General features: G+C 46.2%; 16 protein-coding genes. 11 read left to right on the forward strand and 5 right to left on the reverse strand.

Going from position 1 to position 16,367, the window contains the following annotated elements:
• Window positions 1-18: 18 nt before the first annotated feature.
• From CLC91_RS10040 to CLC91_RS14905, 4 genes are all read right to left on the reverse strand, one after another.
• Window positions 19-1,653 carry an MFS transporter gene (locus CLC91_RS10040; RefSeq protein WP_095499054.1) on the reverse strand — a complete coding sequence of 545 codons (1,635 nt, stop codon included), beginning with the start codon at window positions 1,651-1,653 and terminating at the stop codon, window positions 19-21.
• A 74-nt stretch (window positions 1,654-1,727) separates the two neighbouring features.
• Window positions 1,728-3,392, reverse strand: a complete 1,665-nt coding sequence (gene cydC / locus CLC91_RS10045) for a heme ABC transporter ATP-binding protein/permease CydC (RefSeq protein WP_095500371.1) — start codon at window positions 3,390-3,392, stop codon at window positions 1,728-1,730.
• Window positions 3,389-5,074, reverse strand: coding sequence for a heme ABC transporter permease/ATP-binding protein CydD (cydD, locus tag CLC91_RS10050; RefSeq protein WP_095499052.1), 1,686 nt, complete (start codon window positions 5,072-5,074; stop codon window positions 3,389-3,391). Before cydD ends, cydC begins: the two co-directional genes overlap by 4 nt.
• Before the next feature lie 16 nt (window positions 5,075-5,090).
• Window positions 5,091-5,651, reverse strand: coding sequence for a hypothetical protein (locus CLC91_RS14905; protein WP_125828495.1), 561 nt, complete (start codon window positions 5,649-5,651; stop codon window positions 5,091-5,093).
• 147 nt (window positions 5,652-5,798) lie between these two features.
• On the opposite strand from CLC91_RS14905, the gene ccoN reads away from it, so the two are divergent.
• The 11 genes from ccoN to ttcA all read left to right on the forward strand — a co-directional run bounded on the left by ccoN (window position 5,799) and on the right by ttcA (window position 15,688).
• A complete protein-coding gene (gene ccoN, locus CLC91_RS10060; protein ID WP_095499050.1) occupies window positions 5,799-7,244 on the forward strand; it encodes a cytochrome-c oxidase, cbb3-type subunit I in 1,446 nt (481 codons plus the stop codon).
• Window positions 7,245-7,256: 12 nt separating this feature from the next.
• Window positions 7,257-7,862, forward strand: a complete 606-nt coding sequence (ccoO, locus tag CLC91_RS10065) for a cytochrome-c oxidase, cbb3-type subunit II (RefSeq protein WP_095499049.1) — start codon at window positions 7,257-7,259, stop codon at window positions 7,860-7,862.
• A gap of 16 nt (window positions 7,863-7,878) precedes the next feature.
• Window positions 7,879-8,055, forward strand: coding sequence for a cbb3-type cytochrome oxidase subunit 3 (locus tag CLC91_RS10070; RefSeq protein ID WP_095499048.1), 177 nt, complete (start codon window positions 7,879-7,881; stop codon window positions 8,053-8,055).
• Window positions 8,055-8,996, forward strand: a complete 942-nt coding sequence (gene ccoP / locus CLC91_RS10075; protein WP_095499047.1) for a cytochrome-c oxidase, cbb3-type subunit III — start codon at window positions 8,055-8,057, stop codon at window positions 8,994-8,996. Before CLC91_RS10070 ends, ccoP begins: the two co-directional genes overlap by 1 nt.
• 57 nt (window positions 8,997-9,053) lie before the next feature.
• Window positions 9,054-9,533 carry a FixH family protein gene (locus CLC91_RS10080; protein WP_095499046.1) on the forward strand — a complete coding sequence of 160 codons (480 nt, stop codon included), beginning with the start codon at window positions 9,054-9,056 and terminating at the stop codon, window positions 9,531-9,533.
• 3 nt (window positions 9,534-9,536) lie between these two features.
• A complete protein-coding gene (locus tag CLC91_RS10085; protein WP_095500373.1) occupies window positions 9,537-11,921 on the forward strand; it encodes a heavy metal translocating P-type ATPase in 2,385 nt (794 codons plus the stop codon).
• A 12-nt stretch (window positions 11,922-11,933) separates the two neighbouring features.
• The gene (gene ccoS, locus CLC91_RS10090) at window positions 11,934-12,134 is read left to right on the forward strand and encodes a cbb3-type cytochrome oxidase assembly protein CcoS (RefSeq protein WP_095500374.1); all 201 of its coding nucleotides are present in this window, start codon (window positions 11,934-11,936) and stop codon (window positions 12,132-12,134) included.
• 5 nt (window positions 12,135-12,139) lie between these two features.
• Window positions 12,140-12,820 (forward strand): sulfite exporter TauE/SafE family protein, encoded by a 681-nt coding sequence (locus tag CLC91_RS10095; RefSeq protein WP_095499043.1) that lies wholly within the window; start codon window positions 12,140-12,142, stop codon window positions 12,818-12,820.
• Between the two features lie 58 nt (window positions 12,821-12,878).
• The gene (etrA, locus tag CLC91_RS10100) at window positions 12,879-13,622 is read left to right on the forward strand and encodes an electron transport transcriptional regulator EtrA (protein ID WP_095499042.1); all 744 of its coding nucleotides are present in this window, start codon (window positions 12,879-12,881) and stop codon (window positions 13,620-13,622) included.
• A gap of 85 nt (window positions 13,623-13,707) precedes the next feature.
• On the forward strand, window positions 13,708-14,631 hold the full coding sequence (gene uspE / locus CLC91_RS10105) for a universal stress protein UspE (RefSeq protein WP_095499041.1): 924 nt from the start codon (window positions 13,708-13,710) through the stop codon (window positions 14,629-14,631).
• A gap of 127 nt (window positions 14,632-14,758) precedes the next feature.
• Window positions 14,759-15,688, forward strand: coding sequence for a tRNA 2-thiocytidine(32) synthetase TtcA (gene ttcA, locus CLC91_RS10110; RefSeq protein ID WP_095499040.1), 930 nt, complete (start codon window positions 14,759-14,761; stop codon window positions 15,686-15,688).
• On the opposite strand, the gene CLC91_RS10115 is transcribed toward ttcA, so the two are convergent.
• Window positions 15,685-16,317, reverse strand: coding sequence for a DUF2987 domain-containing protein (locus CLC91_RS10115; RefSeq protein WP_095499039.1), 633 nt, complete (start codon window positions 16,315-16,317; stop codon window positions 15,685-15,687). The two genes, ttcA and CLC91_RS10115, sit on opposite strands and share 4 nt — an antisense overlap.
• Window positions 16,318-16,367 lie beyond the last annotated feature (50 nt).

Genomic DNA, 16,367 nt, shown 5'->3' on the forward strand with positions numbered 1-16,367 from the left:
CGTTACAGGCTCCTTTCCCTAATTTAATGGCTGAGTGGATTTGCTTTGCGCAAGGTGTTGCTGCTGTTTTTGCTTACGCTTTTGTTCGAACCACTGCTCCACCTGCTCAATGCTTTTACCTTTAGTTTCCGGTAGGTAGCGGCTTAGTAAAATCAAACCAATTAACGCCGACAAGGCATAACTTAAAAAGACCTGATCGGCACCAAGTGCATTGAGCAACCACGGGAAGTACTTTTGCATAAAGTAACTAATTAAGCTGGTTAACAGCGCAAACATCGGTATCGCTACACCACGGATTTTAGTGGGCACAATTTCTGAAAACACGACCCACATAATAGGCCCTATGGAAATATGAAAAGCCGCGATAAAGCCAACAATACCGATAAGTACTAATGTGGCATCAATATCAATGGCGTGTTGAATGAGCGAGTGGTCAATGGCTCTAAAGGTGTCGTGACCAATAAGCTCGGCAGCGGTTTTCTTAAAGTGGGTATCACTGACAAATTCTTGATTTATAATAGGTTGCAATTGCTCAACGACCACTGGGTCGTGCAACAAGGCGAGCTTTTCTAAACTGTCTTGGTTAAGCTTATAGGTAGCGTTATTAAAAGCAAAAACGCATAAACCTAAGCAAACAATTGAACCGGCTAGACCAAAATTAACCAATGGTCTGCGCCCCAATTTATCGACCAAATAAACCGCAGCTAATGTAAACAGCAAGCTGACCATGCCGATAATTAAGGTTTGAGCATAAGCGGCGCTACTGCCAATGCCAGTTTGTTCAAACACCATGGGGGCATAGAACAATATTGGATTAACGCCAGTAAGTGGCTGCACCATTGCAAAAATCAACCCTACGGCAATGGCCATACGGTATTTTGGCTTAATAAGGGCTTTAATATCTTGCTTAATATTGCTCGGCCCCGTGTTGTCTTGCTCTACATTGGCTTTAATCGCCTCAAATTCGGTCGCTGCTTCTTCTGGCGGCAATAGCTTAGACAAAGTCATTTTTGCATCATCATAGCGCTGTTTAGAAACAAGCCATCTCGGGCTCTGTGGCACTTTCATCAGCAATACTAGCCACAATAATGCAGGTAAAATCTCGACGCCAAGCATCCAACGCCACAAATTTTCAGCTATACCCCAACTAACAACCCAGTCAGCGTTAGCTGTTACGGCCTCCATTAAAAAATAATTGGAGAAATACGCTGCGGTTAAGCCGATGACAATCATCACTTGATTCATCGATACCAGTTTGCCGCGGGCCTTCGCCGGTGCAATTTCACCAATATACATCGATGCCATCGAAAGCGACGTAAATGCCAAGCCACCTAAAAATCGCGCTGCAACTAGAGACCAATAGTTGGGAGCAAACGCTGAGGCAATGGCGGACACCGTGTACAACGCTGCTATAACAATGAGGGTATTTCGCCGTCCAATTACATCGCAAACATACCCGGTCACCAATAACGCAACCAGCACACCAAGTGCTGGTGCACTCACCACATTACCCAGTTCAATATCGGTTAAAGCAAACTCCAACGACACGTAGCGAAGGGTTCCAGAAATGACGGCCGCATCGAAGCCGAAAACAAAGCCGCCAATAGTGACGACTGAGGCATACAGAAAGGCTGCACGAGTGTACTTGTTCATTGCGCTTATACTTTTAATTGTTAACAATTAACCATAAAGTTACTGCAATGTTAATCAATAAACAAGTTTTCGTGCTATTTGGATTGAAACTCGCCGATGTTAATCACCCGATCAAAATATTGCTCATGCTGAGGTCTATGGCTAACCCACAGCATAGTCGGTTGATACGGTAGTTCTGTCAGTAGGTGCAAAATTTGTTGCTCGGTGTCTGAATCCAAACCTTCTGTCGGTTCATCTAACAGCCAAATGGGTGCGCCGGTTAGTAAAGCCCGTGCAATCTCAATGCGCCGCTGCTCACCACCGCTTAAGGTTCGTCCGCCCTCGCCTAGCCATTGCTCCAATGGTTGCGGTTGTTGCAGCAGTGAGTCAAGACCAACGGCCTTTAACACCTCGACTAATTTCTCATCATTGACATCGGCTGCAATCCGTAAATTCTCAGCAAGGGTTGCATTAAACAAATGCACCACTTGGCCAATGGTTACCAGGTTTTGTCGCAAGCTGGTTTCTTGTATCTGCTCTAAAGGTGTATCGAAAACCTTAATCTGGCCATCGCTAGGCTGCCATTGTCGATTAATTAACGCCAATAAAGTTGATTTACCAATACCGGATGGCCCTATTATTCCTACTCGTTCTTTTAAAGCCACCTTCATGTCCAAATTAACGAACACCGGATTGTCTTGTTGTGGATATTGAAACGCTAGATTTTGAAACTCAATTGCGGTTTCCCTATTCACATTTAGTTGCTCATGACCTTGGTATTCAATCATGGGTTGCTGCTCAACCACATCGCTAACACGCACCGCCGCTTTTATGGTGGCAGAAAGGTATTGAAAAGCTCCGGCTACCGGAAGCATAGCTTCAAAGCTTGCCATCGTGGCGAATACCAGCAAGGCTAAAATAGGACCACTGTATGTCGAACTCATAACACTTTGAGAGGCAATGGCAATAACGCCAAACACAGCAACGGCACTTGCTACTATAATAACCGCCTGCGATAACCCAGTTATCTTTGCCAATTTTGCTTGATTGTTCAAAAGCACGTCTTGGGCGTCATTCAGTTGTTGCTGCAACCGTTGTTGGTAACCAAAAACTCGAGCTTCACTGGCGTGACTCACCAACTCAATGCTTCTAATCCGAAACGCCTGTTTTGCTTGCAGAGTCGCCTCGCCCGGACGTTTGCCAAGCCAATAAAATAGCGGCGGCAATAACAACCACAGGCTTAATAACAAACAACAAAGAAACCAAGCCGCCGTTGCGTCGAATATTGCCAAAAAACCGCCCAACAACAAAATAACACTGAGCGAGGCTAACATTGGGGTTAATAGCCGCAAGTAAAGATGATCTAGAGTATCGATATCGCTCACTAAGCGATTCAATAAATCCGCTTGGCGATAGCGTGTCAATTGCCCTATCGATAAGGGTAGCAATTTATTCCATAACCACACCCGCATCTCGGTTAACAACTTAAACGTGGCGTTATGGGTAACTAAACGCTCACCATACCTTGCAGCGGTACGTCCAATGGATAAGCCGCGTACCCCACCTGCAGGAATTAAATAGTTGAATGCCTGACTCGTCGCAACAGTCAGACCTGCAACCGCAGACGCTGATATAAACCAACCGGATAGGCTCAATAAGCCGATTGCCATGACTAGGGTCAGCAGACTCAGTAACAAACCTAAACTCATCCACCCCCAATGACGGGCGAATAGGCGTACAAAAGGCATCAACGCTTTCATGAGCAAACCTCCTTATTCGCTAACGGTTGCAATCGAATAATTTGATCAAACACTAAGTTTGAAGGCAGTTCATGAGTCACCATAATGAGCGTATTTTGCTGCTGCCATTGCGCTATTGCGTTATTCACTTGCTGTTTATTTTCTGGGTCCAAACTGGCGGTAGGCTCATCGAGCAAAATTACTGATGCGTTTTTTAACATGGCCCGTGCTAACGCGATACGCTGAGCTTGACCCACCGACAAACCTTGTTGTTGGTCTCCCACCATTCTATCCAGTTCATTTACAAATTCCGCAGCGTTTGCCTCTATTAATGCCGCTTTAAGTTGTTGGTCAGTTGCACTTTGATTAGCTACCCGCAAATTGTCTCTAATGCTGCCGTTAAACAATTTAGGTGATTGCCCAAGCCAGGTTATCTGCTCAAGTTTAGGTGAATTCTGTAAGCGGCCGCTATAAGGTAAAAAACCCAGCAATGCGTTAATCAACGACGTTTTACCGCAGCCACTGGGCCCGACAACCGCCACCGCTTGACCCGGTTTTATATCAAAGTTTATTGGTTGCGTTAACGGCTGGCCGTCCTGTGAGCACACCACCATGTCTTTGGCGACCAATCCAATTCCGAACGTTTCTGCGATTTTACTGCTAGCTTGAGCAGACACCGTTGGTTTTGCGTGAATGACGTCATATAGGGAGTCGGCCGCAGCAACAGCCTGGGCTCTGGCGTGATAATGAGTACCGAGATCCCTAAGTGGCTGATAAAACTCTGGCGCAAGCATCAAGCAAAACAATCCAACAAATAAGCTTATGCCCGCCCCGTAATGACCAAAATTCAAATGGTCAATATAAGAAAAGCCAAAGTAAACGGCCATTACGGCAATTGAGATAGCAGCGAAGAACTCAAGCACGGCAGAGCTTAGGAACGCTAACTTAAGCACATCCATGGTGCGCGAACGAAAATCTTCGCTGGCTTCATGGATAGCCTTGCTTTGCTGCGCCTGTCGATTAAAGCGCTTAATGGTTTCAATGCCTTGTAACCGATTCAGGAAATGACCACTTAAGCGGCCTAATGCGATAAAGTTTCGTTTATTAGCGTCGGCGGCGCCTTGGCCTACCAACCACATGAATAAAGGAATCAGCGGCAACGTGCACAACAACACAAGACCCGCCGCCCAGTTGAGTGGAAATACTGCGACCAAAATAAAAATGGGAATAAACATGGCCATTCGCATTTGCGGCAGATATTTGGCGTAGTAATCTTGAATGTCTTCCACCTGTTCAATTAATACCGTGCTCCAATGGCCTTGACTAAAGCGGCTTATGTAAGCCGGACCCATCCGATCCATCGACGCTAACAATTGACTGCGAACGGTAACCCGTATGATTTCTCCCGTTTTAAAACCAAACCATTCTTTTGCATACAAACACAAGGCTCGAAAAACGCCACTGACTACAAAAATTATAGCCAGCTGACTTACATCACTAAACGGTGCTGCGTCCATAACCAAGCCATGAATTAAACTGGCTAAACACCAACATTGCACAATAATAAGCAAACCGTTAGCTACACCGAAGATCGAGGCCAAGGTATTAGTAAGCGTAGCCTTGCGAGTGAAGCTTTTTAACCAGTTTTGTAATTGTTTTTGACGCTGTGCTTTATTGTCGTTAGAAGTATCCACGGCAGACATAGTAATGGTTCACTTATTATTGGTGTTGATCGGAGTCAGCTAGAAAGTCAAAATACACTTGTTGCGGGCCTGACTGAGTTTCAAAATTCACAGTCAAGCGCCAAACCATGTAACCGCTGATACAAGCCCCAAATTGCGCTTCACTATCGAAGTGATTACCTTCTTTTCTAGAAAACAAAATTGGTATCGAGCCCATAAACATATCCCGGCCCTCTAATTTGCCTCGCACCCGCGTTACCGGTGTTGAAAACTCAAGATGATACGTGACCATCTCTTCACTCGGCATTTCGGTAGGTGAAGTCATTAAACTTACTGACATTCCCGGCACCGTTTTTGTACAAACCTCCTGCTCGAATAAGCACAGGCTTAGATCAGGTTGTAAACTTCCTAAGTCGTCGGTTGCAGGTTTACAAGCTGATAACAAAATTATGGTTGCAAATACTGCTAGAACCGTACATATGTTAAATTTTCGGTGGGTATTTAGCCAATTGTTGCCAGTTTTCAAATATATTTCCCGCGCATTGATCTGGATCAGGTTTCTTGTAGTTGGATTGCTATCTTTTTTGATATAGCTCAAGTATGATCGCCGTGACTTCTGATTTATCCAAGCCGCTAGCGGTTTTTTTGTGAAATAGATCACCCTATAGCATTGGATATTTTGCGTATGAAGTTGAACTGACGAAAACTATAAAGTGTATAAAAATCCAATAGCAGTGGAAGCATAATGATGTCTCATTCCAGTCCATCTACAGCTGACTACAATTATACCGTTGTACGCCAATTTGCACTCGTTACCGTTTTATGGGGTATCGTGGGCATGGCTGTCGGCGTTTTAATTGCAGCACAGCTAGTCTGGCCAGCGCTGAACTTTGATATTGCGTGGTTAACTTATGGTCGTTTACGACCACTACATACCAACGCCGTTATCTTTGCATTCGGTACCTCGGCCCTATTTGCCACATCTTACTATGTGGTACAAAGAACCTGTCAAACCAAGCTGTTCGCGCCAAAACTGGCTGCCTTCACATTTTGGGGTTGGCAAGCAATTATTGTGGCAGCCGCCATTACCCTTCCGTTAGGTTTTACCTCAGGTAAAGAATACGCAGAACTGGAATGGCCAATTGATATCGCCATTGCGGTGGTTTGGGTCAGTTACGCGGTGGTCTTCTTTGGCACCATCGTTAAGCGCAAGACCTCTCACATTTACGTGGCCAACTGGTTCTTTGGCGCATTCATTATTACTGTTGCTGTTTTGCACATTGTTAACTCAATGGCAATGCCTGTCAGTGCAATGAAATCTTACTCGGCCTATTCAGGCGCCGTCGACGCCATGGTGCAGTGGTGGTACGGTCATAACGCAGTAGGCTTCCTATTAACTGCGGGCTTCCTAGGTATGATGTACTACTTCGTACCGAAACAAGCCGGTCGTCCTGTTTATTCTTACCGTTTGTCCATCGTGCATTTCTGGGCGCTTATCTCGCTGTACATTTGGGCGGGACCGCACCACTTGCACTACACCGCACTGCCGGATTGGACACAATCTTTGGGTATGGTGATGTCGCTGATTCTGTTTGCTCCTTCTTGGGGTGGCATGATCAACGGTATCATGACCTTATCCGGCGCCTGGCATAAATTGCGTACCGACCCAATCTTACGATTCCTAGTGGTATCGCTGTCCTTCTATGGTATGTCTACCTTCGAAGGCCCAATGATGTCGATTAAGACCGTTAACGCTCTATCTCACTACACAGATTGGACCGTTGGCCACGTACACTCTGGTGCACTTGGTTGGGTTGCGATGGTGTCTATCGGTGCCATTTATCACTTGATTCCAAACTTGTTCAATCAAGGTCGCATGTACAGCATTTCTTTGATTAACACCCACTTCTGGTTAGCCACCATTGGTACCGTGTTATACATTGTTGCTATGTGGATTTCCGGTGTAATGCAAGGTCTTATGTGGCGCGCGGTTAACGCCGATGGCACCCTGACCTACAGCTTTGTTGAAAGCTTGCAAGCGTCATACCCATTCTACTTCGTTCGTTTTGTTGGCGGTGCCTTCTTCTTAGCGGGTATGTTCTTAATGGCCTACAACGTTTATCGCACCATTAAAGCGCCTGCAAACTCTTTGCAAGCCGAAGCTGATACAGCTGAAATGAAAGCGGCGTAAGGAGTAGATAACATGAAATTGAATCACGAATTAGTAGAAAAGAACATTGGCTTAATGGCGGTACTTATCGTTATCGCAATTAGCTTCGGTGGTCTGGTTCAAATTGTTCCTTTGATGTTCCAAAAGGACACCACTGAGCCAGTTGCTAACTTACGTCCGTATACAGCATTAGAAGTTGAAGGTCGTGACATCTACATCCGCGAAGGTTGTTTTGGCTGCCACAGTCAAATGATCCGACCTATGCGTGCAGAAACTGAACGCTATGGTCACTACTCGGTTGCTGGTGAATCGGTTTGGGATCACCCTTTCCAATGGGGCTCAAAACGCACCGGTCCTGACTTGGCTCGTGTAGGTGGACGTTACTCAGATGAATGGCATCGTGTCCATTTAATCGACCCTCGTGCAGTAGTGCCTGAGTCGAATATGCCTGGATATCCTTGGTTGGAAGACAACGTTCTAGACGGCAAGATTACTGGTAGAAAACTATCAGCCTTGCGTACCCTGGGCGTTCCTTACGAGCAAGCTGACATCGATGGCGCTGAGCAAGCAGTTAAAGGCAAAACCGAAATGGAAGCCTTAATTGCTTATCTTCAATCACTTGGCCATGCGCTTAAATAAGCCTTAGGAGGACCACATGGATTACGGTACGTTTCAAGGGATTTTAACACTCGTTCTAATGATTGCCTTTTTGGGCATAGTAGCGTGGGCGTATAGCTCCCGCCAAAAGAAGTCCTTTGAAGAAGCCGCGAATTTGGTCTTCTCTGACGAACAAAAGGACGTGGAATCGAAAGATTCAGGAGAAACTAGATAATGAGTGTATTTTGGAGTTGGTGGATTGCCATCATTACATTAGGCGTAATCGGGTTAAGTGCATTCTTAATTTACTACTGTTTACGCAATGACACAGGCGTTAAAGAAGGCGAGTCAATGGGTCATGAATTCGATGGTATCGAAGAATTGAACAACCCGTTGCCTAAATGGTGGACCTACATGTTCATCGCGACCATTATTTACGGCTTAGGCTATTTGGCTTTGTACCCGGGTTTGGTTGCGTTTGGCAACGCATTAGGCTGGGCGTCGTCCGAGCATAACGTGATTGCTGAAACCGAAAACGGTGTTAAGCCATTAACCGTAGTGGTTAATCAGTACCAAAGCGAAGAAGACGAAGCTCAAAAAGTCTTTGGGCCTATCTTTGCCGCTTACGCTGAAAAATCGGTTGAAGAGCTGGCTAACGACGAGGAAGCCATCAAGGTTGGTCGTCGTTTGTACTTGCAAAACTGTGCTCAATGCCATGGTTCCGATGCTAAAGGTGCCACCGGCTTCCCTAACATTGCTGATGGCAATTGGATTTGGGGTGGAACCGGCGCTGAAATCAAAACCACGCTGATGAACGGTCGTAAAGGCATGATGCCGCCAAAAGGTGGTTTGCCAATAACCGATGAAGAAGTGCCGGCGTTGGCTGAGTACGTAATCAGCTTATCGGGTCGCGATCATGACGCAGCGAAAGCAGCTGAAGGCCAAAAAGCCTTTATGAAAGGGTGTTTTGCTTGTCACGGTATGGACGGAACCGGTAATAAGTTTATGGGTGCCCCTAACCTGACCGATGACGCGTGGGTCTACGGCGGCAGTCGTAAAGCAATTGAGCACTCCATCATTAAAGGTCGCAGTGGCGTAATGCCAGCGTGGAAAGACGTATTAGGTGAAGAAAAAGTTCACGTGATTTCGTCCTACGTATACAGCCTCAACCAATAAGTTGAGTCGATAAGGGCTCCTACACGGAGCCCTTTTTTTATAATCACAGGAAATGATATGAACGAAAATACGCCTTGGTACAAGCAGTTCTGGCCATGGGTGTTGATTGGTATTCCCGCTTCCGCGGTTATCTCCAGTCTGTACTTAGTTAAGATAGCGGTTGATAACAAAGACTCATTGGTCGCTGAAGATTATTATAAAAAAGGCAAAGCCATTAACCTGGATCTTGCCAAAATCGACGAGGCGAAAGCCTTAGGTCTCGAATTCGCCATGTCATTTGAAGCCGGCGAAGTGCTCATCGAGCAAGTTGCAGGTACGCCTTATGAAGGCGCACTCTCAGTAAACTTCTACCACCCTACTCTCGAAGCGCGTGACAAGAACGTATTGTTAACCGCCGATGGCTCCGGTATTTATCGCTTGCAGACAGACAAAGATTTCAGTGGTAATTGGGAAGTCCAGTTAGACAGCTACGATAGCCGTTGGCGTTTACAAAAACGCATCCACCTTCCAAGACAAGAGCCCATTCGGTTTAACTAATTTATGAGTCACAGCAGTTGTTTTCATTGCGGTGAAGTTGTTGCCAAGGATGGTGAGTTTCAAGCCGAAGTTAATGGTCAAATTCAAACCTTGTGTTGCGCTGGATGCGAAGCCGTTTGTAAAGCCATTCTCGATGCAGGATTAACCAATTACTATAAGTTTCGTACTAAACAAGGTGCTCGTCAGGCTGATCTCGTCCCCGAGCAACTAAAACGCTTTGAAGCGTTCGACATCGATGATGTCCAACAAGAATTCGTTGAGGTTGACGGTGAGTTAACCAGTGCCACCATTACCATAGAAGGTATTACCTGTGCTGCGTGCGCCTGGCTCATTGAGCAAAAAGTTCGTCAGCTTAAAGGCGTTAATCACATTGCGGTTAACAGCACCACCGAACGTGCCGTTTTAAAATGGAACGCTGAACAATTAGCCTTATCCGAAATCTTTGCGGTTATTCATAAAATTGGTTACAGCGCATCACCGTTTGTGGTTAACGACGCTGAAGTTCAAAACAAACGCAACAGCCGTCGCTTTTTGGTGCGTTTAGGACTCGCCGGCATCGCCACCATGCAAGTGATGATGTTTGCTCTGGCGCTTTATGCCAATAACTTTTTCCACATGGATCAAGAGTACATCGACTATTTCCGCTGGGTTAGCATGATCTTTGCTGCACCCGTAGTCTTGTACTCCGCTCAACCGTTTTACTTCTCGGCCTTTCGAGCTCTATGGAGCGGCCGAGTTAACATGGATACGCCGGTGTCCATCGCCATCATCACCGCTTACATTGCCAGTTGTGTCGCCACGGTAAATGGTACCGGAGAGGTGTATTTCGAATCGGTTTCCATGTTTACCTTCTTTTTGCTCATAGGGCGTTTCTTTGAGCAAAAGGCCCGACAAAAAGCGGCTGAAAGCGCCTCTAACTTGCACAAATTGGTACCGCTTAGTGCTCAACTCATCCGCGACGATGGCATCAGTACCGTCAGTGCCCGTTCATTAAAAGTAGGCGATAAAGTTTTGGTAGCCGATGGCGACACCATTCCCGTAGACGGAGAATTGCTTGAAGGCCACACCAGCATCAATGAGTCCATGCTTACCGGTGAGCACATGCCCGTAGAAAAGCAACTTGGCGATCCATTATATGCCGGTACCATTAACGTCGAACAACCGTTAACCCTAACCGTAACTGCAACGGGTAGCCAACAATTAGTGTCGCAAATCATACGCCTCCAAGACGAAGCCGCCAGTGCTAAGCCCAAAGTGGCTATGTTGGCAGATAAGCTGGCTCGTTACTTTATTCCCGGCGTTTTGATTGCAGGCGCATTAAGTTACGCCATTTGGAGCTACATCGAGCCTTCGCACGCCTTTTGGGTGGCGTTAGCGGTATTGGTTGCCACCTGCCCATGTGCTTTATCGCTAGCGACGCCAACTGCTGTAACCAGTGGTACCGCGCGTTTGCAAATGGCCGGAATCCTGAGCCGGCGCAAAGACGTGTTTGAGCGGTTAACTTCCCTTGATGGCGTTATTTTCGATAAAACCGGCACCCTCACCCACGGCCATTTTAACGTTGAAGCAGTAACACTGTTTGCCGAAACGAACGAGCAGCAAGCGTTGGCGATCGCCTCCGCGTTAGAACAAGGCTCTACTCACCCAATTGCTCAGGCGTTTAGCCAATACCAGCAGTCTTCACTCATCGCTACAGCTATTGAAAGTCACGTTGGCAACGGCATTAGTGCCACCGTCAATAACCAGCGTTTTCACTTAGGCAGTCATAAATTCACAAAGCAAACACCCATTGCCGGCAAGCAAAGCATTTGGCTAATGGCCGACGAACAATTAATTGCACGCTTTGACCTAAGTGATGAAATGCGCAAAGACGCCCAACAAAGCATTCAGTTGTTGCAACAAATGGGTCTCGACGTGCACATTGCCAGCGGCGATAACCTTCAAACCGTTAAAGCAATGGCAACTCAGTTAAACGTTCGCCATTATCATGGTGAACTGACGCCGCAGCAAAAACTGGAACTGATTCAATCGTTGCAACAAAACGGTAAACGCTACGCCATGTTTGGCGATGGTATTAACGATGCGCCCGTATTAGCCGGCGCCGACTTATCGTTAGCAATGGGCAGTGGCGCTGCCATGTCGAAAAGTAAAGCCGATCTCATTTTGCTGGGCGACAGTTTATTAGGGCTTACCCAAGCCATTTGTATTGCAACCCAAACCCAACGTACAATTAAACAAAATTTAATGTGGGCATTGGGGTACAACATCACCATTTTACCCCTGGCCATGGCCGGACTGGTGCCACCGTATATTGCGGCGTTAGGCATGTCCGCAAGCTCGTTGCTGGTTGTTGGTAATAGCGTCCGCCTGTTAAGAAAACACGCATAAAAGGAACAGAACTTGAGCATTATTTACGTACTCATTCCCATCGCCATGCTGTTTGTGATCGTTGCGGTATCGATTTTCTTTTGGGCGGTGCGTTCTGACCAATTTGAAGATCTAGAGCGTCAAAGTGTTTCCATCCTTTTCGATGACGAGCCGCAGCCAAAAACTAAGACTGACGCATCTAAGTCCGAATCCGATAAACCAAAAAGCCACTAGCTCTCATGACCGAATTAACGCCCTACGCGGCGTTTGTCGTTGGCCTATTAGGCGCCGGACATTGCTTTGGCATGTGCGGCGGTTTAATGGCCGCCATGAGCATGGCCATAAAAGGCGCAACCCCAGCGCAACGTTTTCAGTTGTTGGTTGGCTATAATCTTGGACGCATAGTGAGCTATGCGCTCATTGGTGCCTTGATCGCAGCCTTTACATTAACCCTAGCTAAGGTCACTCAACTGAACGCACACTTAGTGTGGTTACGCGTATTGGCAGCGCTGTTAATGATGCTCACCGCGTTATACATTGCCGGTATTAATCAATGGCTTATGGCCATTGAACGCCTAGGCCAAGGTGTATGGCGCTCCATTCAACCGCTGGCACAACGCTTGTTGTCGGTGGAAAACCCATTTCAAGCCTTTTTAGCGGGCATGGTTTGGGGTTGGTTACCTTGTGGACTGGTTTACAGCATGCTGACTTGGTCATTAGCCAGTGCAGATGTCCAGCAGGGAGCGCTGTTAATGGCCGCTTTTGGCGTGGGAACACTGCCAGCCCTATTAGCCATAGGCGTAAGCGCTGAACGCTTAAAAGCCTGGGTACAAAACACCAAAGTACGGCGCTTAAGTGCCTTACTGCTGTTTGCATACGCCACTCACACACTGGTGGTTGCGCTGCAACAGATGCGCTAGCAGCCAATGCTTTTTTCGTTTACCATTAGAGATGTCGTTATCCATTATGAGAGATCCAATGTCAGCAGACAGTCTGATTAAAAAACGCCCGCTTGTGCAAGGTTGTGCCATTCATTGTCACGACTGCTCTATGGGGCCGTTATGCATTCCTTTTACGCTGGATAACACCGAATTAGATAAGCTTGATAACATTATTGAGCGCAAAAAACCCATCCAAAAAGGTGAGCAACTGTTTAAAACTGGCGATGGCCTTAAGGCTTTGTACGCCATTCGAAGCGGTACTATTAAAAGCTTCACCATTACTGAGCAAGGCGATGAGCAAATCACAGGCTTTCATTTAGCAGGCGATGTCATCGGCTTTGACGGGATCCACGCAAACCAACATCAAAGTTTTGCCCAAGCTTTAGAAACGTCTATGGTGTGTGAAGTGCCCTACGACATGCTGGACGAGCTATCTGGCAGTATGCCAAAGCTTAGACAACAAATTATGCGACTAATGAGTAATGAAATTAGCGTCGATCAAGAGATGATTTTGTTGTTGTCTAAGAAAAACGCCGAAGAACGTTTGTCTTCGTTTATCGTTAATCTTGCCAATCGGTTTGGCAGTCGCGGGTTTTCTTCTAAAGAGTTTCGCTTAAGCATGACTCGAGGCGACATCGGCAACTACCTTGGACTCACGGTTGAAACCATTTCCAGACTGCTAGGACGCTTTCAAAAAACCGGCTTAATTGAAGTAAAAGGCAAGTACATAACGATAATCGATATCGATGGCCTCACCGAACTGGCAGGAATTGCAAAATAACGGCCATTTTATTGATATAGTTCAGGGTAAACTAAGCATATTGGCTCTATATATTAGATAACCATTTCATTTTGGAGTGCACATAATGAAGGACTATAAAAAACTGTTAGTGGTCATCGATCCCACCAAAGAAAGTCAACCGGCACTCGGTCGAGCGCTGGAGTTATCTGCCAAGACCGGTGCTCAAATCACTGCATTTCTAACCATTTACGACTTTTCCTACGACATGACCTCTATGTTATCCGGTGAAGAGCGTGAAGCCATGCGTGACGGGGTGGTTGCCGATCGTAAACAGTGGTTACAAGAGCTCATTGCCCCTGTGGCTAGCAATGTTGAGGTTAAAGTCATTTGGCACAACCGCCCCTTCGAAAGCATTATTAACGAAGTGATGGCCAATGGCTTTGACATGATCATTAAAGCCACTCACGAGCACGACATGTTGAAGTCTATTGTATTCACACCAACCGATTGGCATTTACTGCGTAAAGCGCCAGTGCCGGTTTTATTGGTTAAAGAGCACGAGTGGCCAGTCAACGGTAAAGTGGTGTGCGCCATTAACGTCTCCGACGAGAACGAGGCCAACCATAAGCTGAATCGCACCATCATCACCACGGCTAAAAAGCTTGCCAAAGAAATTGATGCGCAAGTGCATTTGGTCAACGGCTTCCCCAGCACGCCAGTTAATATAGTGATTGAGTTGCCCGATTTTGACGCGGCGGCGTACAACGCTTCTATCCACAGCCAACATCAATCTCGAGTCCATGATTTGGCTCAAGAGTTTGATATCGACCCTAGTTGCTGTCATATAGAAGAAGGCTTAGCGGAAGAAGTGATTCCCGCGGTCGCAAAACGTTTGGACGCCGAGCTTGTTATTCTTGGCACCGCGGGGCGCACCGGCATCTCGGCCGCTTTAATTGGCAATACAGCCGAGCACGTTATTGACAGTCTCGACTGCGATTTATTGGCCATCAAACCAGAAGGTTACGTGTCACCTTTGGTCCAAGAGTAATCTTAAGCACGTCACAGCTGCGGTAAAACCTTAGGGTTTTGCCGCCCTCTCCCCTTTACCCCAATCCAGTTTGCTGGAATAATACGCGCCCTGAATAATCCGGCTAGACAACACACAAGGCACCCCCGTGGAAGAACTTTCTCAGAAACAAAAAACGCGCATGAACAAGTTACAAAAACGCTTGCGACGTGAAATGGGTAATGCCATTCAAGATTTCAACATGATTGAAGACGGTGACTTGGTCATGGTGTGTTTATCCGGCGGTAAAGACAGTTACACCATGCTGGAGATCTTATCCAATCTACAAAAAGCCGCTCCCATCGATTTTAAATTAGTGGCGGTAAATTTGGATCAAAAGCAGCCAGGTTTTCCAGAGGATGTATTACCAGCCTATCTCAATGGTTTAGACATCCCTTATCATATTCTAGAGAAAGACACTTACTCTGTGGTTAAGGAAAAAGTTCCAGAAGGTAAAACCACCTGCTCCTTATGCTCTAGATTACGCCGCGGCACGCTGTATGGCTTTGCTCAAAAAATTGGCGCGACAAAAATCGCTTTAGGCCATCACCGCGACGACATCATCGAAACGTTCTTCCTCAATATGTTTTATGGCGGTAAATTAAAGTCCATGCCACCTAAGTTGAGATCAGATGATGGCGCTAACGTGGTAATAAGACCGTTAGCCTACAGCCGAGAAAAAGACATCCTAGAGTACGCGGAATTTAAACAATTCCCAATTATTCCGTGTAATCTGTGCGGCTCTCAAGAGAATTTAAAAAGAAAAATGGTTAAGCAAATGCTGACTCAATGGGACAAGCAATTTCCTGGTCGCGTTGAAACCATTTTCACAGCATTGCAAAACATAGCACCTTCGCAATTGGTGGATCGCAATCTATTTGATTTCAGTGCGTTAGTGCGCGATGAACATGCCAAACCCAGCGGTCCGGTTGCAGAATCTGAGCTACCGGCCTTTGACTACCTTGATATCGATAATTCAGGCCACATTAATTTGGACAACAGCCAACGCATTGATGTTGTCCAACAATTTAAGCCTTAAAACCACGCGGTAATTTTAAAGTGCTGCGGCACCACACTGAGTGACTCAACCTGAGCCAGTTGTTGTGAAGACAACTGCAAGGTTGAATGCGCTGCTATGCTTGAAACGGTCGCTAGACCGGTTATAACAATGGCTTCGTCAGACTCATTGTGCAACGTAACGCCGGTTAATGGATCCCTAAAATAACGCATAGGAAACCCAGCAAAGCGGTCGTAAACCTTATCTAATTGCTGATAAACCGACATTAACCAATCGCCACTAACATCGCTACTTAGTGCAGGTTTCGATTGAATTGAAATGGCGAGATTACAACTGGTCTCAGTGCCATCAACATCCACTTCTAACAAAGCTCTATCCGATTTTAGTCGACGGTCAAAAGGCACCATTAACGAGCCATCGTGTCCTACCATTAAAGATTGTCTGTGCTTTTTGTTTATCAGGGTTAACGAACTAATTTCACAGGAATCCTGTGCAGCCGGTCGCACAAAGAATTTCACGTCAATTAAGTTTACTTCTGCTTTCTTTAAGCTGTTTAAGCGGTCATAAAAACCGCCGTATTCTAAGGCGATGGTATCTGCAAAGGTAATACTGGGAACTAACATAGCCAGTAGGGCTAAGACTGCTTTCATTAAGTAAGTGCTCTAGACGTTTTTTTAGGACGGTGATTATACATAGATTA

The sequence above is a fragment of the Paraferrimonas haliotis genome, from assembly GCF_002282895.1.
Lineage (GTDB): Bacteria > Pseudomonadota > Gammaproteobacteria > Enterobacterales > Shewanellaceae > Paraferrimonas > Paraferrimonas haliotis.